The 19170-nt window shown below is 69.8% G+C and carries 17 protein-coding genes; 13 read left to right on the plus strand and 4 right to left on the minus strand.

Annotated features, from left to right (window positions below):
* Positions 1 to 118: 118 nt before the first annotated feature.
* The gene (locus tag AC5W54_RS02980; RefSeq protein WP_495960575.1) at positions 119 to 1021 is read right to left on the minus strand and encodes a carbon-nitrogen hydrolase; all 903 of its coding nucleotides are present in this window, start codon (positions 1019 to 1021) and stop codon (positions 119 to 121) included.
* A gap of 32 nt (positions 1022 to 1053) precedes the next feature.
* Positions 1054 to 2103 (minus strand): agmatine deiminase family protein, encoded by a 1050-nt coding sequence (locus AC5W54_RS02985; protein WP_495960576.1) that lies wholly within the window; start codon positions 2101 to 2103, stop codon positions 1054 to 1056.
* 151 nt (positions 2104 to 2254) lie between these two features.
* On the opposite strand from AC5W54_RS02985, the gene AC5W54_RS02990 reads away from it, so the two are divergent.
* Positions 2255 to 3496 carry a lipoprotein-releasing ABC transporter permease subunit gene (locus tag AC5W54_RS02990; RefSeq protein ID WP_495960577.1) on the plus strand — a complete coding sequence of 414 codons (1242 nt, stop codon included), beginning with the start codon at positions 2255 to 2257 and terminating at the stop codon, positions 3494 to 3496.
* Positions 3497 to 3545: 49 nt separating this feature from the next.
* On the plus strand, positions 3546 to 4262 hold the full coding sequence (locus AC5W54_RS02995; RefSeq protein ID WP_495960578.1) for an ABC transporter ATP-binding protein: 717 nt from the start codon (positions 3546 to 3548) through the stop codon (positions 4260 to 4262).
* Between the two features lie 58 nt (positions 4263 to 4320).
* On the opposite strand, the gene AC5W54_RS03000 is transcribed toward AC5W54_RS02995, so the two are convergent.
* Positions 4321 to 4863 carry a DUF2062 domain-containing protein gene (locus AC5W54_RS03000; RefSeq protein WP_495960579.1) on the minus strand — a complete coding sequence of 181 codons (543 nt, stop codon included), beginning with the start codon at positions 4861 to 4863 and terminating at the stop codon, positions 4321 to 4323.
* Between the two features lie 138 nt (positions 4864 to 5001).
* Between AC5W54_RS03000 and AC5W54_RS03005 the strand changes: the two genes are divergently transcribed.
* Genes AC5W54_RS03005 through murB form a run of 9 tightly spaced genes read left to right on the plus strand, consistent with a single transcriptional unit; the run spans position 5002 to position 13829 of the window.
* Positions 5002 to 7293 carry a DNA internalization-related competence protein ComEC/Rec2 gene (locus tag AC5W54_RS03005; protein ID WP_495960580.1) on the plus strand — a complete coding sequence of 764 codons (2292 nt, stop codon included), beginning with the start codon at positions 5002 to 5004 and terminating at the stop codon, positions 7291 to 7293.
* 36 nt (positions 7294 to 7329) lie between these two features.
* Positions 7330 to 8028, plus strand: coding sequence for a MotA/TolQ/ExbB proton channel family protein (locus tag AC5W54_RS03010; protein ID WP_495960581.1), 699 nt, complete (start codon positions 7330 to 7332; stop codon positions 8026 to 8028).
* A complete protein-coding gene (locus AC5W54_RS03015; RefSeq protein WP_495960582.1) occupies positions 8025 to 8447 on the plus strand; it encodes an ExbD/TolR family protein in 423 nt (140 codons plus the stop codon). Before AC5W54_RS03010 ends, AC5W54_RS03015 begins: the two co-directional genes overlap by 4 nt.
* On the plus strand, positions 8444 to 10201 hold the full coding sequence (msbA, locus tag AC5W54_RS03020; RefSeq protein ID WP_495960583.1) for a lipid A export permease/ATP-binding protein MsbA: 1758 nt from the start codon (positions 8444 to 8446) through the stop codon (positions 10199 to 10201). The genes AC5W54_RS03015 and msbA overlap by 4 nt, the downstream gene beginning before the upstream one ends.
* Complete coding sequence (lpxK, locus tag AC5W54_RS03025) at positions 10198 to 11253, plus strand: tetraacyldisaccharide 4'-kinase (protein ID WP_495960584.1); 1056 nt, start codon at positions 10198 to 10200, stop codon at positions 11251 to 11253. The genes msbA and lpxK overlap by 4 nt, the downstream gene beginning before the upstream one ends.
* Positions 11254 to 11300: 47 nt before the next feature.
* Entirely contained in the window at positions 11301 to 11510 is a 210-nt protein-coding gene (locus AC5W54_RS03030; RefSeq protein WP_495960585.1) for a Trm112 family protein, read from the plus strand.
* Entirely contained in the window at positions 11510 to 12328 is an 819-nt protein-coding gene (gene kdsB / locus AC5W54_RS03035) for a 3-deoxy-manno-octulosonate cytidylyltransferase (RefSeq protein ID WP_495960586.1), read from the plus strand. The genes AC5W54_RS03030 and kdsB overlap by 1 nt, the downstream gene beginning before the upstream one ends.
* Entirely contained in the window at positions 12328 to 12804 is a 477-nt protein-coding gene (locus AC5W54_RS03040; RefSeq protein ID WP_495960587.1) for a low molecular weight protein-tyrosine-phosphatase, read from the plus strand. The genes kdsB and AC5W54_RS03040 overlap by 1 nt, the downstream gene beginning before the upstream one ends.
* Entirely contained in the window at positions 12801 to 13829 is a 1029-nt protein-coding gene (gene murB / locus AC5W54_RS03045) for a UDP-N-acetylmuramate dehydrogenase (RefSeq protein ID WP_495960588.1), read from the plus strand. The genes AC5W54_RS03040 and murB overlap by 4 nt, the downstream gene beginning before the upstream one ends.
* Positions 13830 to 13903: 74 nt before the next feature.
* Here murB and rne read toward each other — a convergent pair whose 3' ends face one another.
* Positions 13904 to 16963 carry a ribonuclease E gene (gene rne, locus AC5W54_RS03050; RefSeq protein ID WP_495960589.1) on the minus strand — a complete coding sequence of 1020 codons (3060 nt, stop codon included), beginning with the start codon at positions 16961 to 16963 and terminating at the stop codon, positions 13904 to 13906.
* A 589-nt stretch (positions 16964 to 17552) separates the two neighbouring features.
* On the opposite strand from rne, the gene AC5W54_RS03055 reads away from it, so the two are divergent.
* Together AC5W54_RS03055 and AC5W54_RS03060 are read left to right on the plus strand one after the other, a co-directional pair.
* On the plus strand, positions 17553 to 18500 hold the full coding sequence (locus AC5W54_RS03055; RefSeq protein WP_495960590.1) for an RluA family pseudouridine synthase: 948 nt from the start codon (positions 17553 to 17555) through the stop codon (positions 18498 to 18500).
* 12 nt (positions 18501 to 18512) lie between these two features.
* Positions 18513 to 19163: an HAD-IA family hydrolase gene (locus AC5W54_RS03060; protein WP_495960591.1), complete on the plus strand. Its 651-nt coding sequence runs from the start codon at positions 18513 to 18515 to the stop codon at positions 19161 to 19163.
* Positions 19164 to 19170 lie beyond the last annotated feature (7 nt).

Here is a 19170-nt window from a genome sequence, read left to right on the forward strand (position 1 = left end):
AAGGTGCACTATGACAGGTCAGGTAACTCGGCCGGGGTTGACCCCATAGGGCGGCCTCGGCGTCGTTCTCGGCGAACGTACTGCCACTGTCGAGCTACTACTCGTGGGGCCCGACCGCTCAGTCTCGGTAGCGTCGCGTCAGGTCGCCATAGGCATCGATCCGGCGGTCGCGCAGGTACGGCCAGATGCGCCGCACTTCTTCGCAGCGAGTCATGTCGAGGGTCTCCAGCAGCCGCTCGGCCTGGACCCCGGCGTGGGCCAGCAGTTCGCCCTGGGGGCCGCAGATGAAGCTGCCTCCCCAGAAGTCGATGCCCGGGCTCACGCCCGAATGGTCCGGCTCGTGGCCGACCCGATTGGCGACGATCACCGGCACCCCGTTGGCCACGCCGTGGCTGCGCTGGACCAGCGTCCAGGCCTCCTTCTGACGCTTCTTCTCGGCGTCGTCGTCGGGCGGATGCCAGCCGATGGCGGTGGGGTAGAGCAGCAGCTCCGCACCGGCGAGTGCCATCAGGCGTGCCGCCTCCGGATACCACTGGTCCCAGCACACCAGCAGGCCGAGCCGACCCACCGAGGTGTCGATGGGCTCGAAGCCCTGGCCACGAGCGACATCGATGTCACCGGGGGTGAAATAGAACTTCTCGAAGAAGCCCGGGTCGTCGGGAATATGCATCTTGCGGTAGTGGCCCACGGCACCAAGCTGGCGGTCGTAGACCACCGCGGTGTTGTGGTAGAGCCCGGGGGCGCGGCGCTCGAACAGCGAGCCCACCAGCACGATGTCGAGCTCCGCGGCCAGCGCCGCCAGGCGGGTGCCGGTGGGGCCGTCCAGGGGCTCGGCCAGGTCGAACAGTTCGGTGTCCTCGTACTGGCAGAAGTAGTGGGTGGCATGCAGCTCCTGCAGCATCACCAGCTCGGCCCCGGCGGCGGCCAACTCACGCACGCCGGCCTCGCTCTCGGCCAGGCTGCGGGCCTTGTCGGGCCAGGCGGGCTGCTGCACCAAGCCAACCTTCAGGTGTCGGGTCATAAGGGCTCTCCTCGGGTCTGAGACCCTGGGTGTCAGGGTACGTTCGCTCGGGCGAGGCTGCCGGCGGGCAGCTGCATGGTCAGGCAGTGCAGGCTGCCGTGCTGGCGGAGCACGCTCAGGCAGTCGATGGGCACGATGTCGCGATCGGGGAAGGCGCCCGCCAGCGCGGTCAGGGCCCGGGTGTCGGCGGCGTCACCGTAGACCGGCACCAGCACGGCGCCATTGATGATCAGGAAGTTGGCGTAGGTGGCCGGGAGCCGGTGGCCGTCCACCGGATCGAAACAGGGGCGCGGCCAGGGCAGCGGGATCAGCCGGTAGGGCTCACCGTCGATGCGGCGCAGGGCCTCGAGTTCGGCTTCCATGGCGGCCAGCGCCGGATGGTGGGGGTCGGCCTCGTCGTCGCAGCGCACGTAGGCGATGGTGCCGGGGTCGCAGAAGCGCGCCAGGGTGTCCACATGGCTGTCGGTGTCGTCGCCCTCGAGGTGGCCGTTGGCCAGCCACACTACCCGCGTGATGCCGAGGTCGGCGTGCAGTCGTGCCTCCATGGCGGCGCGGTCGAATGTCGGGTTGCGGTTGGGGTTGAGCAGGCAGGCCTCGGTAGTGAGCAGGGTGCCCTGACCGTCGGTATCGATGGCCCCGCCCTCGAGCACCAGGTCCCGGGCCGTCACCGGGCAGGCGAAGACCCCGGCCTCGGCCAGGCGCGTCGTCAGGGTGTTGTCCCGAGATGCCGCGAACTTGCCGCCCCAGCCGGTGAAGACGTAATCGTACAGCCCGACCCGGCCGTCGCGCTCCACGGCGATGGGGCCGTGGTCACGGGCCCAGGTGTCATCTGCCGCCGCCACCACCAGGTGCAGGCGTGCGGCATCGACGCCCAGGCAGGCAAGTCGCCGCCGGAGATGGGTTCGGGTGGCGCCGTCGGGGACGCTGATCAGCACGTCCTGGTAGCGGGCGATGGCGACCACCATGGCCTCGAGGGTGGCCTCGATGCGCTCGAGCATCGGGGCCCAGTCGCTGTCGGCGCCGGGCCAGGTCAGTTGCACGGCATCCTGGGGATGCCATTCGGGAAGCAGGCGATCGGCCATGGGGCTGAGTCTCGTCGAGTGGAACATCGTGGCCGGCGAAATGTAGGGCCAGCACGGCAATGTTGCAAGCACCGGGGAATCCGCACCGCCGACCGATGCAGTCTCGTGCAAAAAAACGTACCATGAGCCCCCGCTGACAAGGAACGACACCATGCTCGACCGCCTGCCTTTCCTGATCGGGTTGCGCTATGTCCGCGCCAAGCGCCGCAACCACTTCATCTCCTTCATCTCGCTGACCTCCATGCTGGGCCTGATGCTGGGCGTGGCGGTGCTGATCCTGGTGCTGTCCGTGATGAACGGCTTCGACCATGAATTGCGCACCCGGATCCTCGGCATGGTGCCGCATACCAAGATCGAATCGCCCGCCGGGCTTACCGAGTGGCGATCGCTGGCCGACCGGCTGATGGAACGCGAACGGGTGATCGGTGCCGCGCCCTACGTGGAGCAGCAGGGCATGTTCTCGGTGGGCGGTCGCAACGAGGGGGCCATGGTCAATGGCATCGATCCCGAGTGGGAGGATCGCGTCTCGATCATCGGCCATCACATGCGCCAGGGCAGCCTGGCGGATCTTGAACCCGGCGAGTGGAACATCGTGCTCGGCTCGATCCTGGCCCGGCGCCTGGGTGTCGGTGTGGGCGACCGGGTGACCCTGCTGGTGCCCGAGGCCTCGATCACCCCGGCCGGGGTCTTCCCCCGCCTCAAGCGCTTCAACGTGAGCGGCATCTTCAATGTCGGTGCCGACCTCGATGCGAGCCTGGCCTATGCCAACATCGAGGACATGCAGACGCTGGCCCGCCTGGGCGATGCCGTGGGGGGGCTGCGCCTGGAACTCGATGACCTCTTCCTGGCCGGCAGCGAGACCCGGGCGATCATCGACGAACTCGGCCCGAACTACCGCGGCATCGACTGGACCTTCTCCCACGGCAACCTCTTCCAGGCGATTCAGATGGAGAAGCGCATGATCGCGCTGCTGCTCACGGTGATCATCGCCGTGGCGGCCTTCAACATCGTCTCGACCCTGGTGATGGTGGTCACCGACAAGCACGCCGACATCGCCATCCTGCGCACCATCGGCGCCACGCCGCGCTCGATCATGGGCATCTTCATCGTCCAGGGCCTGGCCATCGGCACGATCGGGATTCTCGTCGGGGTGGGCCTCGGCGTGCTGCTGGCGTTGACCATCGCGGATCTCATCGGTTGGGTGGAGTCGGCGCTGGGCATCCAGTTCCTCGATGCTGGCGTCTACTTCATCAGTGACCTGCCGTCCCGGCTCCACTGGGCCGATGTGCGCGACATCGTCGCCGCCGCCCTGGTCCTGACCTTCCTGTCGACCCTCTATCCCGCCTGGCGCGCGGCGCGGGTCCGGCCGGCCGAGGTGCTGCGCTATGAATGAGTCGAGCCTCCACCCGCGTACCCATCAGGACCCGCACAAGGAGACGCCGATGTCCGCCGCGCCAAGTGCTGCCACCGCCCAGCCGATGCTGGAGTGTCACGATCTGACCCGGGTCTACCGGGAGGGGCCCCAGGATGTCACCGTGCTCGATGGCCTGGAGCTGCGGGTCCATGCCGGCGAGCGGGTGGCCATCGTCGGCAGTTCCGGTTCCGGCAAGACCACGCTGCTCAACCTGCTGGGGGGGCTCGACAGCCCCAGCCGGGGCGAGGTGCGCATCGCCGGGGAGTCGCTGCATGATCTGGGCGATGCCGCCCTGGGGCGCTTCCGCAATCGCCGCATCGGTTTCGTCTACCAGTTTCACCACCTGCTGGCGGAGTTCACCGCCCTGGAGAACGCCGCCCTGCCGCTGATCGTACGCGGTCAACGCAAGAAGGCCGCCGAGGCCCGGGCCCGGGAGCTGCTGGTCAGGGTGGGCATGGCGGAGCGCGCCGACCACAAGCCCGGCGAGCTGTCCGGCGGCGAGCGCCAGCGGGTCGCCATCGCCCGGGCCCTGGTCACCGATCCCAGCCTGGTGCTGATGGACGAGCCCACCGGCAATCTGGATCAGCACACCGCGGCCAGCATCCTGGCGCTGATGGACGAGCTGGCGCGTGACTCCGCCTGTGCCTTCGTGGTGGTGACCCATGATCCGGCCCTGGCCGCGCATCAGGACCGGGTGTTGCGTCTCGACGAAGGGCGGCTCACCCAGCAGGACGCCGCGTCCTGACCCACGCGTCATCCGGCGTGGCCGGCCCGAGGGACCGGCCACCGTCGTAGGAGCCCGGTCAGTCTTCCCGGGTATCGCGGCGTCGCTGGCGCCGGCGCCGGGCGCGCTGCTTCCAGCTGCGCGAGACTTGCCAGCGCCAGATGAGACGGATCATCACGTTGCCGAGGATCGCGATGACGACCGCCGTGGCCACCGAGCCCACGGCCAGCGCCGGCAGGATGTCGGTCATCTGCTCGGCGATCCAACGTGTCGACAACCGGCTCGGCGCCTCCCGGGCCGGGGTATCCATCAACCAGGCGCCGAGCCGATAGTTGCCGTAGAAGATCAGCGGCATGGTCAGAGGATTGGTGATCCACACCAGACCCACCGACAGCGGCAGGTTGCAGCGCAGCAGCCAGGCGCCGAAGGCGGCCACCACCATCTGGAAGGGAATCGGCAGCATGGCGCTGAATAGTCCCACGGAGAAGGCGTTGGCCACGCTGCGCCGCGACAGTACCCAGAGCGAGGGGTTGCCGATCAGGTGGCCCATGAAACGCAGCGAGCGCTGGCGCCGAAGGGTGTCGGGGTGGGGCATGTAGCGCTGCAGGAATCTGCGCGGCATGTCGTCGGCTCGCTGCTTCGGGACCCAGGCTATTATCCATACAAGCCATGAGTCTCGCCATGTCAGCCCCCCAACGTTCGGCTGGCAGGGCAGAGCCGTCATCCGGTCTCCGGTGGCGGTCGATGCAGGAGCAAGGGAATGCCGTTCGGACTGGCCATCCCCCTGGCGCTCGCCGCCCTCGGCGGGGTGCTGCTGGGGCATCATGCACCGCCGGGCCTGGCGGAGGCGCTGGGAGTGGCGCTGCTGCTGGCGTTGGCCAGTCGCCGGCCGGGGCTGCTGCTGTCGTCGGCGACGCTGACCTGCGTCACCATGACGCTGTTGCTGGCACGCGGCGCCGAACTGCCGGCCGGGTTGACCCGCGAAGACCTCACCGTGGAAGCCCGGATACTGTCGGTGTCTCGGGAGGAGCGGCTGACGCGGCTGTTGGTCGCCGTCGAGTCCTGTAGCCCGGACGCCGCGGGGCGACTGCCCTGCGACGACCTGCGCCGGCTGCGGCTCAGCGCCTTCGAGGCGCCGGAGATCCAGCCCGGTGAGCGCTGGGCCTTTACCGTACGCCTGCGGCCGCCGGCCGGCTTCGCCAACCCCCACGCCTTCGACTACCGCGCCTGGTTGTGGCGTGAGGGTATCCAGGCCACCGGCTACGTGCGCCGCGAACCGGCCGCCCGGCGGCTCGCGGCGGCGGGACCTTCGCTACGGCGCCGGGCGCTGACGCATCTCGATGCCCGGGACCTGGAGCCCCGTGCGATGCGCTGGCTGGCAGCCCTGAGCCTGGGTGCCGGCGAGCGACTGCAGCAGACGGACTGGAATCTGCTCAATGCCAGCGGTACCACGCATCTGGTGGTGATCTCGGGCCTGCATGTCGGGCTGGTGGCGGCCTTCGTCCTGTTCGTCGCCCGCGGTGCGGCCCGGTTGGCCGCGCCGGGGGAGTGGCGCCTGGTCGTCTGGCCCTGGTGGCTGGCCGGGACGGCGACCGTGGGCTATGCCTGGCTGGCCGGCCTCGAGCCGCCGGCCCTGCGCGCCATGGTGATGACCCTGGTGGGGCTCTGGGTGGCCAGCGGTCGCCATGCGCCTGGTCCCTGGCAGGCCTGGTGGCTGGCGTTGGGGCTGGTGCTGCTGCTGGATCCTCGCTCCGCCTGGCGGCCGGGGCTGTGGCTGTCGTTCGCCGCCGTGGCGCTGCTGATCCTGATCTGGCAGGGGCGGCCCCGGCCGCGAGGCGTGCGTGGCTGGCTGTGGGCGCTGGCCCGCACCCAGTTGCTGTTGGCACCGCTGATGGCGGCCGCCGTGCTGCTGGCCTTCGCCCGCCTGGCCCCCGCCGCGCCGCTGGTCAACCTGGTCGCCGTGCCGCTGGTCAGCAGCCTGCTGGTACCGCTGGGGCTGCTCGGCTGGCTGCTGGCCTGGTTGCCGTGGCTCTCGAATCTTTGCTGGCGGCTGTTCGGTCACCTGGTGGAGGGGCTCGTGTGGCTGCTCGAACGGGCGGTGGCCTGGTTGCCGTTGTGGCTGCCCGACCCGTCGCTGGTCACGCCGCTGGCCCTGGCATTGGCGATGGTGGCGCTGCTCTGGGCGCTCCCCGGCCTGGCACGGTCGCTGCGCCTGGTGGCCAGCCTGTGGCTCGTTCTGATACCGCTGACCCTGACACCGGAGTCGTTGGCGCCGGGCCAGCTGCGGGTCAGGGTGCATGACGTGGGGCAGGGCCAGCTCATCGAGCTGCGCACCGCCGGCTATCGAGCTCTCTATGATGCCGGGCCGCGCTTCGCCTCGGGCTTCGTGCCGGCGGCGGCGCTGTGGCCGCCGGGTCAGCGCTTCGATGACGTCATCGTCAGCCACGACGACCTCGACCACGCCGGCGGCGTGCCGCTGCTGGCGACCGAGCACCGGGTGTCGCGCTTCCTCGCTCCTCCCGGGGAGGCGATCGGCGTACCCTTCGTTCCCTGTCGCGCGGGCGATGCCTGGCAGCGCGATGGGGTGCGCTTCCGCTTTCTCTGGCCCCCGGCCGAGACCGGCGACCTCTCGAGCAACGATCGCTCCTGCGTGCTCGAGGTCACGGCCGGGGGCCAGCGGCTGCTGCTCACCGGCGACGCGGGTCGGGAGGTGGAACGGGCCTTCCTGCGCGAGGTCCGGATGCCGGTGACGACGCTGGTGGCCGGCCACCACGGCAGCCACACCAGCTCGGGCCCGCATCTGGTGCAGGCCCTGTCGCCGCATCATGCCATCTTCAGTGCCGGGCGTGACAACCCCTTCGGCCATCCCCATGACGCGGTGGTGCGGCGCTTTCGTCGTACCGGCAGCTGCCTGTGGAGCACCGCCCACGACGGTGCCGTGACCCTCTGGCTGGGCGAGGGCGCGTCGAGCGAGGTCGACACCGCGCGCCCGGCCACCTGGCGGCGCAGCGGTGTCGGCGGCGACTGCCTTGCGTTAGAATCGGCCGAATGATGCGCGTGTGATTCCAGGGCACTTGGGGGAAACGGCATGGACATGATGGAGGCCCTGATCGCCGGGGGCTGGTTGATGCTGCCGCTGCTTGGCTGCTCCCTGCTGGCCACGGTGATCATCATCGAGCGATTGTGGACGCTGCGGGCGAGCCGCATCGCGCCGCTGGGGCTGGGGCAGGAGGTCTGCTCGCTGGTGGCCCGGGGGCAGGTCAATCTCTACTGGCTGGAGAGCCACTCGCCGCTGGGCGGGGTGTTGGCCGCGGGCCTGCGCAACGCCCGTCTCGGCCACGAGCAGGTGCGCGCGCGGCTGCAGGAAGCCGCTACCGCGGTGATCCACGACATGGAGCGCTTCCTCAGCCCGCTCGGTACCATCGCCGCCATCACCCCGTTGATCGGCCTGCTGGGGACCGTGGTGGGCATGATCGAGGTGTTCTCGGTCATCGTCGCCGGCGATAGCGCCAGCCGTACCGCCGACCTCGCCGGCGGCATCTCGCGGGCCCTGGTCACCACCGCGGCGGGCCTGACCGTGGCGATCCCGGCGTTGATGTTTCATCGCTACTTCCAGCGCCGGGTCGAGGACATCACGGTGCGCATGGAGGAGCAGGCCGGCCAGGTAGTGGAGTTCCTCGCTCACTACCCCGGCGAATTGACCCTGGCCGAACGCCATGAGGGCGAGCGGGACGGCGATCGCCTGGAAGCCGATGGGCGTATCGCCCCGAGGGTGAAGCCGTCGTGAGGTTACCGCGCACCCGGCGCGATCCGGTGGAGGTGAATCTCACGCCGCTGATCGACGTGGTCTTTCTGCTGCTGATCTTCTTCATGGTCTCGACCACCTTCGAGACCCGCCAGGCGCTCGAGCTGGAGCTGCCCGAGAGCGTCAGTGGCGTGGCGGCCGAGGTCTCGCCGGTGACCCTGGTGGTGACGGCGGCGGGCGGCTATCGGCTCGGCGATCGGGAGCTCGCTGCTGCGGGCCTCGGCGCGGCCCTGGCCGCCGAGGCCGAGCAGGCCCGCAGTCACGGCCTGGTGCTGGAGGCCGACGGCCGGGCCAGCCACGCCGCCGTGGTCCACGCCCTGGACCAGGCCGCTGCCCTCGGCATCCGCCAGGTGCGCATCGCCACCACCGAGGCTTCATCCACACAAGCGGAGACACCGTGATTCTCTACGGGACCCAACACGCGGGCTGGACGCTCTACAAGCAGCTGCTGGGCTACGTCCGCCCGCACTGGCGCTCCTTCCTGCTGGCGATCGTCGGTTATGCCATCTACGCCGCCTCCAGTACCGCCCTGGCGGAGATGATGAAGCGGCTGATCGACGGCATCCAGGATCCGGACGCCGCCTTCCGGCTGTTCCTGCCGCTGTTCGTGGTGGGCATGTTCGCCGCCCGAGGCCTCGGCACCTTCCTCGGCACCTATTTCATGAGCAACGTGGCGCGCAACATCGTGCATGCGCTGCGTTGCAACGTCTTCAATCACATGCTGCACCTCCCGGGGCGCTTCTTCGACACCCATTCGAGCGGCCACCTGATCTCGCGGGTCACCTACCATGTCGAGCAGGTCACCGGGGCGGCCACCAAGGCGGTCACCATCCTGCTGCGCGAGGGGCTCTTCGTCCTCGGGCTGATTACCTATCTGCTGTGGACCAACTGGATGCTGACCCTGCTGTTCCTGGCGGTGACGCCGCTGATCGGTGGGGTGGTCAGCTACGCCAGCAAGCGCTTCCGACGCATCTCAAGCCGTATCCAGGCGTCCATGGGCGATGTCACCCATGTCGCCTCCGAGGCGCTCTCCGGCTACCAGGTGGTCCGCACCCACGGTGCCGAAGCCTTCGAGAAGGCGCGCTTCGCCGCGGCCAGCGAGTACAACCGCCAGCAGAGCATGAAGGAGGCGCTGACCAAGGCGATCAGCACCCCCGTGATCCAGCTGCTGGTGGCGCTGTCGCTGGCGGTGCTGGTGTGGCTGGCGCTGGCGCCGGGCCTGATGGCCGACATGACGCCCGGCGAGTTCGTCGCCTTCGTCACCGCCGCGTCGCTGATGGCCAAGCCGGTGCGCCAGCTCACCGAGGTCAATAGCGAGATCCAGAAAGGCATCGCCGCCGCCGGTGAACTGTTCGGCCTGCTCGAGGAGCCTCTCGAACAGGACGAGGGCGATCACGAACCCAGCCGCCTCGCGGGGCACGTGGTCTACGAGGGCGTGCGATTCGCCTACGGCGAGGGCCAGCCCGAGGTGCTCAAGGGGATCGACCTGGAGGTGACGCCGGGCGAGATGGTGGCCATCGTCGGCCGCTCCGGCAGCGGCAAGTCGACCCTGGTCGGCCTGCTGCCTCGCTTCTACCGGCCGACTGCCGGGCGGGTGCTGGTCGACGGGATCCCCCTCGGCGAGTATCGCCTGACGCCGCTGCGTCGCCAGATCGCCCTGGTCTCGCAGCAGGTGACCCTGTTCAACGCCAGCATCGCCGACAACATCGCCTACGGAGTGCCCGACGCCGACCTCGAGGCCATCGAGGCGGCGGCCCGGGCCGCCCACGCCCACGAGTTCATCGAACGCCTGCCCGGGGGCTATGCCACCGTGGTCGGCGACAACGGCGTGATGCTCTCCGGCGGCCAGCGCCAGCGCCTGGCCATCGCCCGGGCGATCTTCAAGGATGCGCCGCTGCTGATCCTCGACGAGGCCACCTCGGCGCTGGATACCGAGTCCGAACGCCATATCCAGGCGGCGCTGGAGGAGGTGTGTCGCGGACGCACCACCCTGGTCATCGCGCATCGGTTGTCGACCATCGAGCGCGCCGACCGCATCCTGGTGATGGAGCATGGCGAGATCGTCGAGCAGGGCAGCCACGCCGAGTTGCTGGCCCGGGACGGGGCCTATGCGGCCCTGCACCGGTTGCAGTTCCAGGAGGCTCCATCGGCATGAACCCGGGGCAGCGCTGGCTCGAGGCGGCCTACCGGGGCGATGCCTGGCTGTGGGCCCTGCGCCCGCTCGAGGCCCTCTACCGCCGGGCGATGGCGCGTCGTTCCGCGGCCTATGCGGCGGGCGGCAAGCCCGTGTGGCGAGCGCCGGTACCGGTGATCGTGGTCGGCAACATCACCCTGGGCGGCACCGGCAAGTCGCCACTGGTCGCCTGGCTGGCACGCTTCCTCGTCGAGCGCGGCTGGCGCCCGGGCATCGTGTCCCGGGGCTATGGCGGCAAGGCTGCCGGCTACCCGCTGCGGGTGGATGCCGCCACGCCGGTGGCCGAGAGCGGCGACGAGCCGCGCATGCTGTTCGACCAGACCGGCCTGCCGGTGGTGGTCGACCCGGATCGCCCGCGGGGCGCCGGGCGACTGCTCGAGGCAGGATGCGATATCCTGCTGAGTGACGATGGCCTGCAGCACCTGGCGCTGGGGCGTGACCTGGAACTGGTGGTGGTCGATGGCCGCCGGGGGTTCGGCAACGGCCGCTGCCTGCCGGCGGGGCCGCTGCGTGAACCGCTGTCGCGACTCGATGGCGTCGATGCCGTGGTGATCAACGGCGAACCGTCCTTCGAGCCGCCTGCGGGCGCCCACGGCATGGCCCTGGTGCCGACCGGCTGGCGGCCCCTGGGGGGTGGCGAGCGTCGCCCGGTGGTGCCGTTGCCCTTCTCCGGGCCGGTACATGCCGTCGCCGGGATCGGGAATCCGGGCCGTTTCCTCGCCACCCTGGAAGGCCTGGGCATCGAGGCGATGCTCCATCCCTTCGCCGATCACCATGGCTTCCGTAGCGAGGACCTGGCGTTCGACGACGGTCGTCCGGTGGTGATGACCGCCAAGGATGCGATCAAGTGCCGCGCGCTGCTGGTCGATGAAAGCCGCGATCTGGCGCCCCCCGGCAGCTGGGTGCTGGAGGTGGAGGCGCGACCCGATGCCGGCTTCGTGGCCTGGCTCGAGGAGAGACTGAAGACGCTTCGACCGCTGCGGGAGGCATCCCGAAGCGGAGCCAGTCGTTGATCCCGGGGTCACACGACTCGGGGCAATCCAAGTGGGAGGTGCGAGAGATGGACAAGGAGCTGCTGGCCATGCTGGTCTGCCCGCTGTGCAAGGGCAAGCTCAGGTATCACCGGGAGAGCCAGGAACTGCACTGCCTCTTCGATGGCCTGGCCTATCCGGTGCGTGACGGCATCCCGGTGATGCTGCCCGAGGAGGCACGGGCCCTGGACGTGGACGAGAAGCTGCATGAGTCCACCGGCCGCATGGGCGAGCCGTGATGGGGGGGGCGGCAGGCAAGGAGTTCATCGCGGTGATTCCGGCGCGGCATGCCTCGTCGAGATTGCCGGGAAAGCCGCTCGCCGATATCGCTGGGCTACCCATGGTGGCCCACGTCTGGCGGCGCGCCTGCGCGAGCGCCGCCGTCCGGGTCGTGGTCGCCACCGACGACGAGCGCATCCGCGAGGCGCTGGCCCCGTTCGATGCCGAGGTGCTGATGACCCGTGCCGATCACCCCTCGGGCACCGACCGCCTGGCCGAAGTGGCCGAGCGGCTGGGCCTCGCCGACGAGGCGGTGCTGGTCAATGTCCAGGGGGACGAGCCGCTGATTCCCCCGGTGCTGATCGACCAGGTGGCCGCTCGGCTGTTCGACGATCCCGGGGCCTCGATTGCGACCCTGGCTGAGCCGATTGCGGAGGTGGGGGCGCTGTTCAACCCCAACGTGGTGAAGGTGGTGCGCGCACTCTCCGGACGGGCGCTCTACTTCTCGCGGGCGCCAGTCCCTTGGGATAGAGAGACCTGGGACCGTGACGCCTTCGCCACCCGGCCCGAACCGCTCGAGGCCGATGCCTGGCTGCGCCATATCGGCCTCTATGCCTATCGGGCTGGCTTCCTCGCCGAGTACCGTGACTGGCCGCCGTCACCGCTCGAGCGGCTCGAGCAACTCGAGCAGCTGCGTGCCCTGCACCACGGCCATGCCATCCAGGTGGCGCTGGCTCGGGTACCCCATCCGGCCGGCGTGGATACGGCGGGGGACCTGGCCCGGGTTCGCGCGTTGATGCATGCCGGCACGGAAAACGAGAGCGGAGGAGAGCAGTGATGCGCGTGCTGTTCGTCTGTCTGGGCAATATCTGCCGGTCGCCGACCGCCGAGGGGGTGTTCCGTCGCCTGCTCGCCGAGCGCGGCCTGGCCGGCCGGGTGGAGGTCGACTCCTGCGGCATCGGTGCCTGGCATGTGGGCAAGGCGCCCGATCCGCGGGCCCTGGAGGCGGCGGCGCGACGCGGCGTCGACCTCTCCGGGTTGCGGGCTCGCCAGCTCGCCGACGAGGACTTCGCCCGCTTCGATTACCTGCTGGCCATGGATCACGACAACCTGGCGGCGATCGAGGCTCGGCGTCCCGCCGCTTGCGAGGCTCATATCGGGCTCTTCCTGGCGTTCGCCGGGCATCACGATCGGGCGGTGCCGGATCCCTACTTCGGCGGCCAGCGTGGCTTCGAAGAGGTGCTGGACCTGATCGAGGCGGCCTCCGGCGGACTGCTCGCGGAGATCGAGACCCGCCTGGAGCGGTCGTCTTGAGCCGTGGACTGCTTCCCGACCATGACCTCGGCCGGGCCAATACCCTGGGCCTGCCCTGTGTCGCCGAGCGCTTCACTGCCCCCCGTGACCCGCATGCATTGCGCGAGGTCGTGGCGCTGGCCGGGCGCGAGGCGTGGCCGCTGACGCTGCTGGGTGGCGGCAGCAATCTGATCCTGCCCGAGTGGCTGCCGGGGCTGGTGGTGCAGCCGGCGATGACGGACTGGTGGCTCGAGGAGCGTGGCGACGAGGTGCTCGTGCATGCCGAGGCCGGCGTGGTCTGGCACGACCTGGTGATGGCGCTGGCACGCCGAGGGCTCTGGGGCATCGAGAACCTGGCGCTGATACCCGGCCACTGTGGTGCCGCGCCGATCCAGAACATTGGTGCCTATGGCGTCGAGCTCTGCGAGGTGCTCGAGGCGGTGCACCTGGTTCACCTGGACGATGGCCACGAGGCAGTGTTCACGGCCGCGGACTGCGCCTTCGGCTATCGCGACAGCATCTTCAAGGGGCGCCTGGATGGTCGGGTGGCGATCACCCGGCTGGTGCTGCGGCTGTCGCGTTCGCCGCGTCCTCGGCTCGGCTACGGTGACCTGGCCGGTCGCGTCGGGGCCGATCCCACTCCCTTGTCGGTGGCCGAGGCGGTCTGTGCGATCCGCCGCGAGAAGCTGCCCGATCCTCTCGAACTGGGCAATGCCGGTAGCTTCTTCAAGAATCCGCTGGTGGATGCCGGGACGGCCCGGCGGCTGCTGGCCGACCACCCCGACCTGCCGCACTTTCCCCAGCCCGACGGCAGGGTGAAGCTGGCCGCCGGCTGGCTGATCGACCGTTGCGGGCTCAAGGGCTGGCGTCAGGGCTGCTTCGGCGTGCACCGGCGCCAGGCCCTGGTGTTGGTGCACTTCGGGGGCGGTCACGCGACCGAGTTGCTGGCCTTCGCCGAGGCCGTGGCGGGCCGGGTCAATGCGCGATTCGGGGTCGCCCTGGAGCGGGAGCCGCGTCTGGCCGGGGAGGGCCGGGAGGGCGGCTGATACCCTTCAGGTTCGGCCAGACGACAACGCCCGCGCATCTGCGCGGGCGTTGTCGTCGGGAAGGCGAGCAGCGATTATCCCTGCTTGCCATTGGCCTCCTGCTCACGGCGGCGGATCTCCCGCGGGTCGTTGTGAGCGCGGCGGCGACGGCGGCCTGAGGCCTGAGACTTTTCGCTCGCTTTCGCCTCGTCGGCCTTGGGTGCCTCGGCCTTCGCCGTGGACTTGGGCTCCGGCTGCGGGGCCTCGGCCTTCTCGGCGGGCTTGGGCTCCGGCTGCGGGGCCTCGGCCTTCTCGGCGGACTTGGCCTCCGGCTTGGGTGCCTCGGCCCTCTCGGCGGGCTTGGCCTCCGGCTTGGGCGCCTCGGCCCTCTCGGCGGGCTTGGCCTCCGGCTTGGGCGCTTCGGCCCTCTCGGCGGGCTTGGCCTCCGGCTTGGGCGCTTCGGCCCTCTCGGCGGGCTTGGCTTCTGCCTTCGGCGCTTCGGCCCTCTCGGCGGGCTTGGCTTCCGCCTTCGGCGCTTCGGCCTTCTCGGCGGGCTTGGCTTCCGGCTTGGGCGCTTCGGCCGTCTCGGCTTCCGGCTTGGGCGCTTCGGCCCTCTCGGCGGGCTTGGCCTCCGGCTTGGGCGCTTCGGCCTTCTCGGCGGGCTTGGCTTCCGGCTTGGGCGCTTCGGCCCTCTCGGCGGGCTTGGCTTCCGGCTTGGGCGCTTCGGCCTTCTCGGCGGGCTTGGCCTCCGGCTTGGGTGCTTCGGCCCTCTCGGCGGGCTTGGCTTCCGTCTTGGGCGCTTCGGCCTTCTCGGCGGGCTTGGCCTCCGGCTTGGGCTCGGCCTTTACCGCACCCTGGGGGGCTTGGCCTTCCCGGGGCGGGATGCCGTCGGCATCGGTCGCTGCTTTGGCGGCCTCTGCCTGCAGACGCTGCTGCTCGGCCTCGGCCTTGGGGTTGATGGCGTGCTGGCGAGTCCGGTTGCGCGGATTGTTGCGGGTACGCTTGGGCTTGCCATCGTCGACGGGCTCCGCCGTCGTCGCGGCGCTCTTTTCAACGGCCTGCTCGACCGGCTTCTCGGCGGGCTTGTCGCCCCCCTTCTGGCGGCGAGGCGCCTCCTCGCGGGACTTGACGGCCTCCTGCTGTCCCCGGCCCTGGCGGTCGGCCTCCTGGCGGCCGCGTCCACGGCCGCCACGGCCGCCACGACCCTCGGTGGTTTCGGTCTTGCCCTCGACGCGCTCGCTCTCCTGGCGAGGGGGGCGACGCTCGTCGCTGCGCGGACGGCGCTGCCGGCCACCGCGGCCACCGCGCTCCTCGTCACGCTGGGCGGGCTTGCGGGCACCCTGGTCGGCCCGCTTCTCGTCGCTGTCGCGTGCGGTCGGCTTCTCGGTCGTGCCGGCGGGTGACTCCTCGCTGCCGAGCAGCTTGGCCAGTCCCTTGACCAGTCGGCCCAGCACACCGGCCTGGGGTTCGGGGGCAGGGGGGGCGGCCTTGGTGGTCGCGGCCGGCGCGGCAACCGGGGCTTCCTCCTGCTGCAGCGAGGCGGGCGCCGGCTCGTGATGGATCACGGTCTTGACCGCGGCCTCGGCGCGCTGCACCGGTTTGCCGAAGGCGGCGTCCGGCTCCTTGCCCACCTCGGTGTCGGTGGAGAGCTCGAAGCTGGACAGGTGCGACGTGCCCTCCTCATCCACGTGGTCGTCACGCAGACGCTGGACGTCATAGTGGGGGGTATCCATCTCGGGGCGCGGCAGCAGCACGACCCGCACGCCCTGGCGACGCTCGATGTCGGCCAGCACATTGCGCTTCTCGTTGAGCAGGTAAGTGGCCACCGGTACCGGCAGGATGGCGCGGATCTGGGCGCTGCGCTCCTTCATCGCCTCTTCCTCGATCAGACGCATGATCGACAGGGCCATGGAGCGGACGTCGCGGATCGTGCCCTGACCGTCGCAGCGCGGGCAGACCACGCCACTGGTCTCGCCCAGGGAGGGGCGCAGGCGCTGGCGCGACATCTCCATCAGGCCGAAGCGGGAGATACGGCCGATCTGCACCCGGGCACGGTCGAGCTTGAGCGCGTCGCGCATGCGATTCTCGACCTCACGCTGGTTGCGTGCCGGGCTCATGTCAATGAAGTCGATCACCACCAGGCCGCCGATGTCGCGCAGGCGCAGCTGTCGTGCGATCTCGTCGGCCGCCTCCAGGTTGGTCTGCAGGGCGGTCTCCTCGATATCGCTGCCGCGGGTGGCCCGGGCCGAGTTGATGTCAATGGAGACCAGCGCCTCGGTGTGGTCGATGACGATGGAGCCACCGGAGGGGAGCTTCACCTCGCGCTCGTAGGCGGTCTCGATCTGCGACTCGATCTGGAAGCGCGAGAACAGCGGCACCTCGTCGGCATAGAGCTTGATCTTCTGCTGGTAGGAGGGCATCACCTGGCGGATGAAGGCCAGCGCATCCTGATGGACCTGCTCGTGGTCGATCAGCACCTCGCCGATGTCCTGGCGCAGGTAGTCGCGCATGGCGCGGATGATGACGTTCGACTCGCGGTAGATCAGGAAGGGCGCGGGGCGCTTGCCGGCCTCGGCGGTGATCGACTCCCATACCTGGACGAGATAGTCCAGGTCCCACTGCAGCTCCTCGGGAGAGCGGCCGATGCCGGCGGTGCGCACGATCAGGCCCATCTTGTCGGGCACCGTGAGCTGATTCATGGCGTCCTTGAGCTGGCTGCGCTCCTCGCCCTCGATGCGCCGCGAGATGCCGCCGGCCTTGGGGTTGTTGGGCATCAGCACCAGGAAGCGGCCGGCGAGGCTGATGAAGGTGGTGAGTGCCGCGCCCTTGTTGCCGCGCTCCTCCTTGTCGACCTGGACGATGACTTCCTGGCCCTCCTTGAGGACCTCCTTGATGCTGGGACGGCCGGCGGGCTCCTTGAGGAAGTACTCGCGGGAGATCTCCTTCAGCGGCAGGAAGCCGTGGCGGTCGGCGCCGAAGTCGACGAAGGCGGCCTCGAGGGAGGGTTCGACGCGGGTGATCTTGCCGCGATAGATGTTGGCTTTCTTCTGTTCCCGGGCCCCGGACTCGATGTCCAGGTCGTAGAGGCGTTGACCATCGACCAGTGCAACGCGCAGCTCTTCGGGCTGGGTCGCGTTGATGAGCATCCGTTTCATAGTGTCTCGCTAGTCTTGACGCGCCGGATGGCGGTCGTCGACGTAGGCGAACCTCTGGGTGCTGCGTGCTTGTGCTCAGCGCATGTCGCGGATGCGCAGTAGCGCCCGGCCGAGTCGGAACGAGGCGTGTGAGCGGTTCCGGCACGGCATGACCATGTTGAGTACGGGGCGGAGGCAGGACATGTCTCGGTGGGGTATCACCCATCCGGCCCTGCGGTCACCGCCAACACCTGGCATTCATCGATTCGCCAACGCCGGCCTCCGGCACGATGTTGAACGTTTCCCGTGGCCTGCGTCCGCTCCATGACGGTGGGGCGGACGGGGATCCGGGCGTGGCGTCAGTATCGCTTTCTCGTTTCTTGCTTTCGCTGCTCGGCGGCGGGACGTCATGGTTGTGGGGCGTCGTCGCGGCCTGATCTTTTCGCTCCGGCCTGCGTGTCTGTCGTGCAGGCGCACCATCGGGCCGATCGGGCCCACTGAGGCGAGCCAGCAATATAACAGTAAAGGGGAGTGAGCAGCAATTGGCGCAGGACGACGCCCGGTGCGATAGAATGCGGCTTTTCCGGCAGGTTGGCAGTGGAGTGGCGGCATGGCCGAAGGGCGCGACGTGCAGTGGGTGGAAGTGACCGAAGGCCAGGTGGGGCAGAGGGTCGATAATTTCCTGATGACGCGTATCAAGGGCGTGCCGCGCGCGCTCATCTACCGCATCGTCCGCAAGGGCGAGGTGCGGGTGAACAAGAAGCGCGTCAGGGCCGACACCCGCCTGGCACTGGGCGACATGGTGCGTATTCCCCCGCTCAAGCTGGCCCCGCGTGAGGCGGTGCGCGAGGTCAGCGATAACCTGCGCAACCTGCTCGCCGGCAGCGTGCTGGTAGAGGGGCGCGACTGGCTGGTGATCAACAAGCCGGCGGGGCTCGCCGTGCACGGTGGCAGCGGGGTGAAGATCGGCCTGATCGAGGCGCTGCGCCAGGTGCGCGAGGATCTCGACTTCCTCGAGCTGGTGCACCGTCTCGATCGCGACACCTCAGGCTGCCTGCTGCTGGCCAAGTCCCGCCCGGCGTTGCTCGCCCTCAACGAGTCGCTCAAGCAGCATCGGATGGACAAGCGCTACCTGGCGCTGGTGGCAGGGCGCTGGCCGGCACGCCGCGACTTCGTCAGCGTCAGGCTCGAGCGCTATGAGCTCGCCAACGGCGAACGGCGGGTGCGTGTCGACCCGGCCGGCAAGGTGGCGCGTACCCGCTTCGCGGTGCGCGAGGCCTTCGAGAAGGCGACCCTGGTCGAGGCCGAGCCGGTCACCGGCCGGACCCACCAGATTCGCGTGCATGCCGCCCATGCCGGTTATCCGCTGCTGGGCGACGACAAGTATGGCTCGCGCGAGGGCGAGCGACTCGCCGCCGGCCTCGGCCTGTCGCGGCTGTTCCTGCACGCCGCCGCCCTGACGTTCCCCGAACCCACCAGCGGGCGCCCGGTGCAGATCAAGGCGCCGTTGCCCGATGAGCTCGAGGCGGCGCTCGCCCGCGCTCGCCACCGCTCCTGACCCGGAGGCCCCATGCGCTATCGATTGGTGATCTTCGACTGGGACGGCACCCTGATGGATTCCGCCGCCCGTATCGTGTCCTGCATGCAGGCGGCGGCCAGGGAGGCCGGCTGGGGGGCGCTCTCCGAGGCGGCGGTGCGCGACATCATCGGCCTGGGGCTCCCCGAGGCCATCGCACGGCTCTGCCCGGGGATCGACCCCGGTCGTGCGGAGCTGTTGCGCAGCCGCTACGCCTTCCATTTCGTCGAGGGCGACACCACGCCGATGTGCTTCTTTCCCGGCGTGGAGGCGGGGCTCGCCCGGCTCCACGGCATCGCCGACCAGCGCCTGGCGGTGGCCACCGGCAAGAGCCGGCGGGGGCTCGATCGGGCGTTCCATGAAAGCGGCAGCGGGCGCTGGTTCCATGCCAGCCGGACCGCCGACGAGACCCGCTCCAAGCCCCATCCGCGGATGCTCGAGGAACTCCTCGCCGAGCTCGACGTCGACGTCGGCGAGGCCGTGATGATCGGTGACACCGAGTATGACCTGGAGATGGCGCGCTCGCTCGGCATGGACCGGGTGGCGGTGACCTATGGTGTCCACGCCCCGCAGCGGCTGGCCGCCAGCCGCCCGGTGTTCACCGCCGAGGCGGCCTCCGAGCTCTTCGACTGGCTTCACGGCTAGCGTTTCC

The sequence above is a fragment of the Halomonas sp. LMYGS-3 genome, assembly GCF_059509875.1.

Excerpts from the sequence above, each read along its gene's own strand:
- AC5W54_RS02980 (WP_495960575.1), bottom strand. The coding sequence starts at position 1,021 with ATGACCCGACACCTGAAGGTTGGCTTGGTGCAGCAGCCCGCCTGGCCC.
- AC5W54_RS02985 (WP_495960576.1), bottom strand. The coding sequence starts at position 2,103 with ATGGCCGATCGCCTGCTTCCCGAATGGCATCCCCAGGATGCCGTGCAA.
- AC5W54_RS02990 (WP_495960577.1), top strand. The coding sequence starts at position 2,255 with ATGCTCGACCGCCTGCCTTTCCTGATCGGGTTGCGCTATGTCCGCGCC.
- AC5W54_RS02995 (WP_495960578.1), top strand. The coding sequence starts at position 3,546 with ATGTCCGCCGCGCCAAGTGCTGCCACCGCCCAGCCGATGCTGGAGTGT.
- AC5W54_RS03000 (WP_495960579.1), bottom strand. The coding sequence starts at position 4,863 with ATGCCGCGCAGATTCCTGCAGCGCTACATGCCCCACCCCGACACCCTT.
- AC5W54_RS03005 (WP_495960580.1), top strand. The coding sequence starts at position 5,002 with ATGCCGTTCGGACTGGCCATCCCCCTGGCGCTCGCCGCCCTCGGCGGG.
- AC5W54_RS03010 (WP_495960581.1), top strand. The coding sequence starts at position 7,330 with ATGGACATGATGGAGGCCCTGATCGCCGGGGGCTGGTTGATGCTGCCG.
- lpxK (WP_495960584.1), top strand. The coding sequence starts at position 10,198 with ATGAACCCGGGGCAGCGCTGGCTCGAGGCGGCCTACCGGGGCGATGCC.
- AC5W54_RS03030 (WP_495960585.1), top strand. The coding sequence starts at position 11,301 with ATGGACAAGGAGCTGCTGGCCATGCTGGTCTGCCCGCTGTGCAAGGGC.
- kdsB (WP_495960586.1), top strand. The coding sequence starts at position 11,510 with ATGGGGGGGGCGGCAGGCAAGGAGTTCATCGCGGTGATTCCGGCGCGG.
- AC5W54_RS03040 (WP_495960587.1), top strand. The coding sequence starts at position 12,328 with ATGCGCGTGCTGTTCGTCTGTCTGGGCAATATCTGCCGGTCGCCGACC.
- rne (WP_495960589.1), bottom strand. The coding sequence starts at position 16,963 with ATGAAACGGATGCTCATCAACGCGACCCAGCCCGAAGAGCTGCGCGTT.
- AC5W54_RS03055 (WP_495960590.1), top strand. The coding sequence starts at position 17,553 with ATGGCCGAAGGGCGCGACGTGCAGTGGGTGGAAGTGACCGAAGGCCAG.
- AC5W54_RS03060 (WP_495960591.1), top strand. The coding sequence starts at position 18,513 with ATGCGCTATCGATTGGTGATCTTCGACTGGGACGGCACCCTGATGGAT.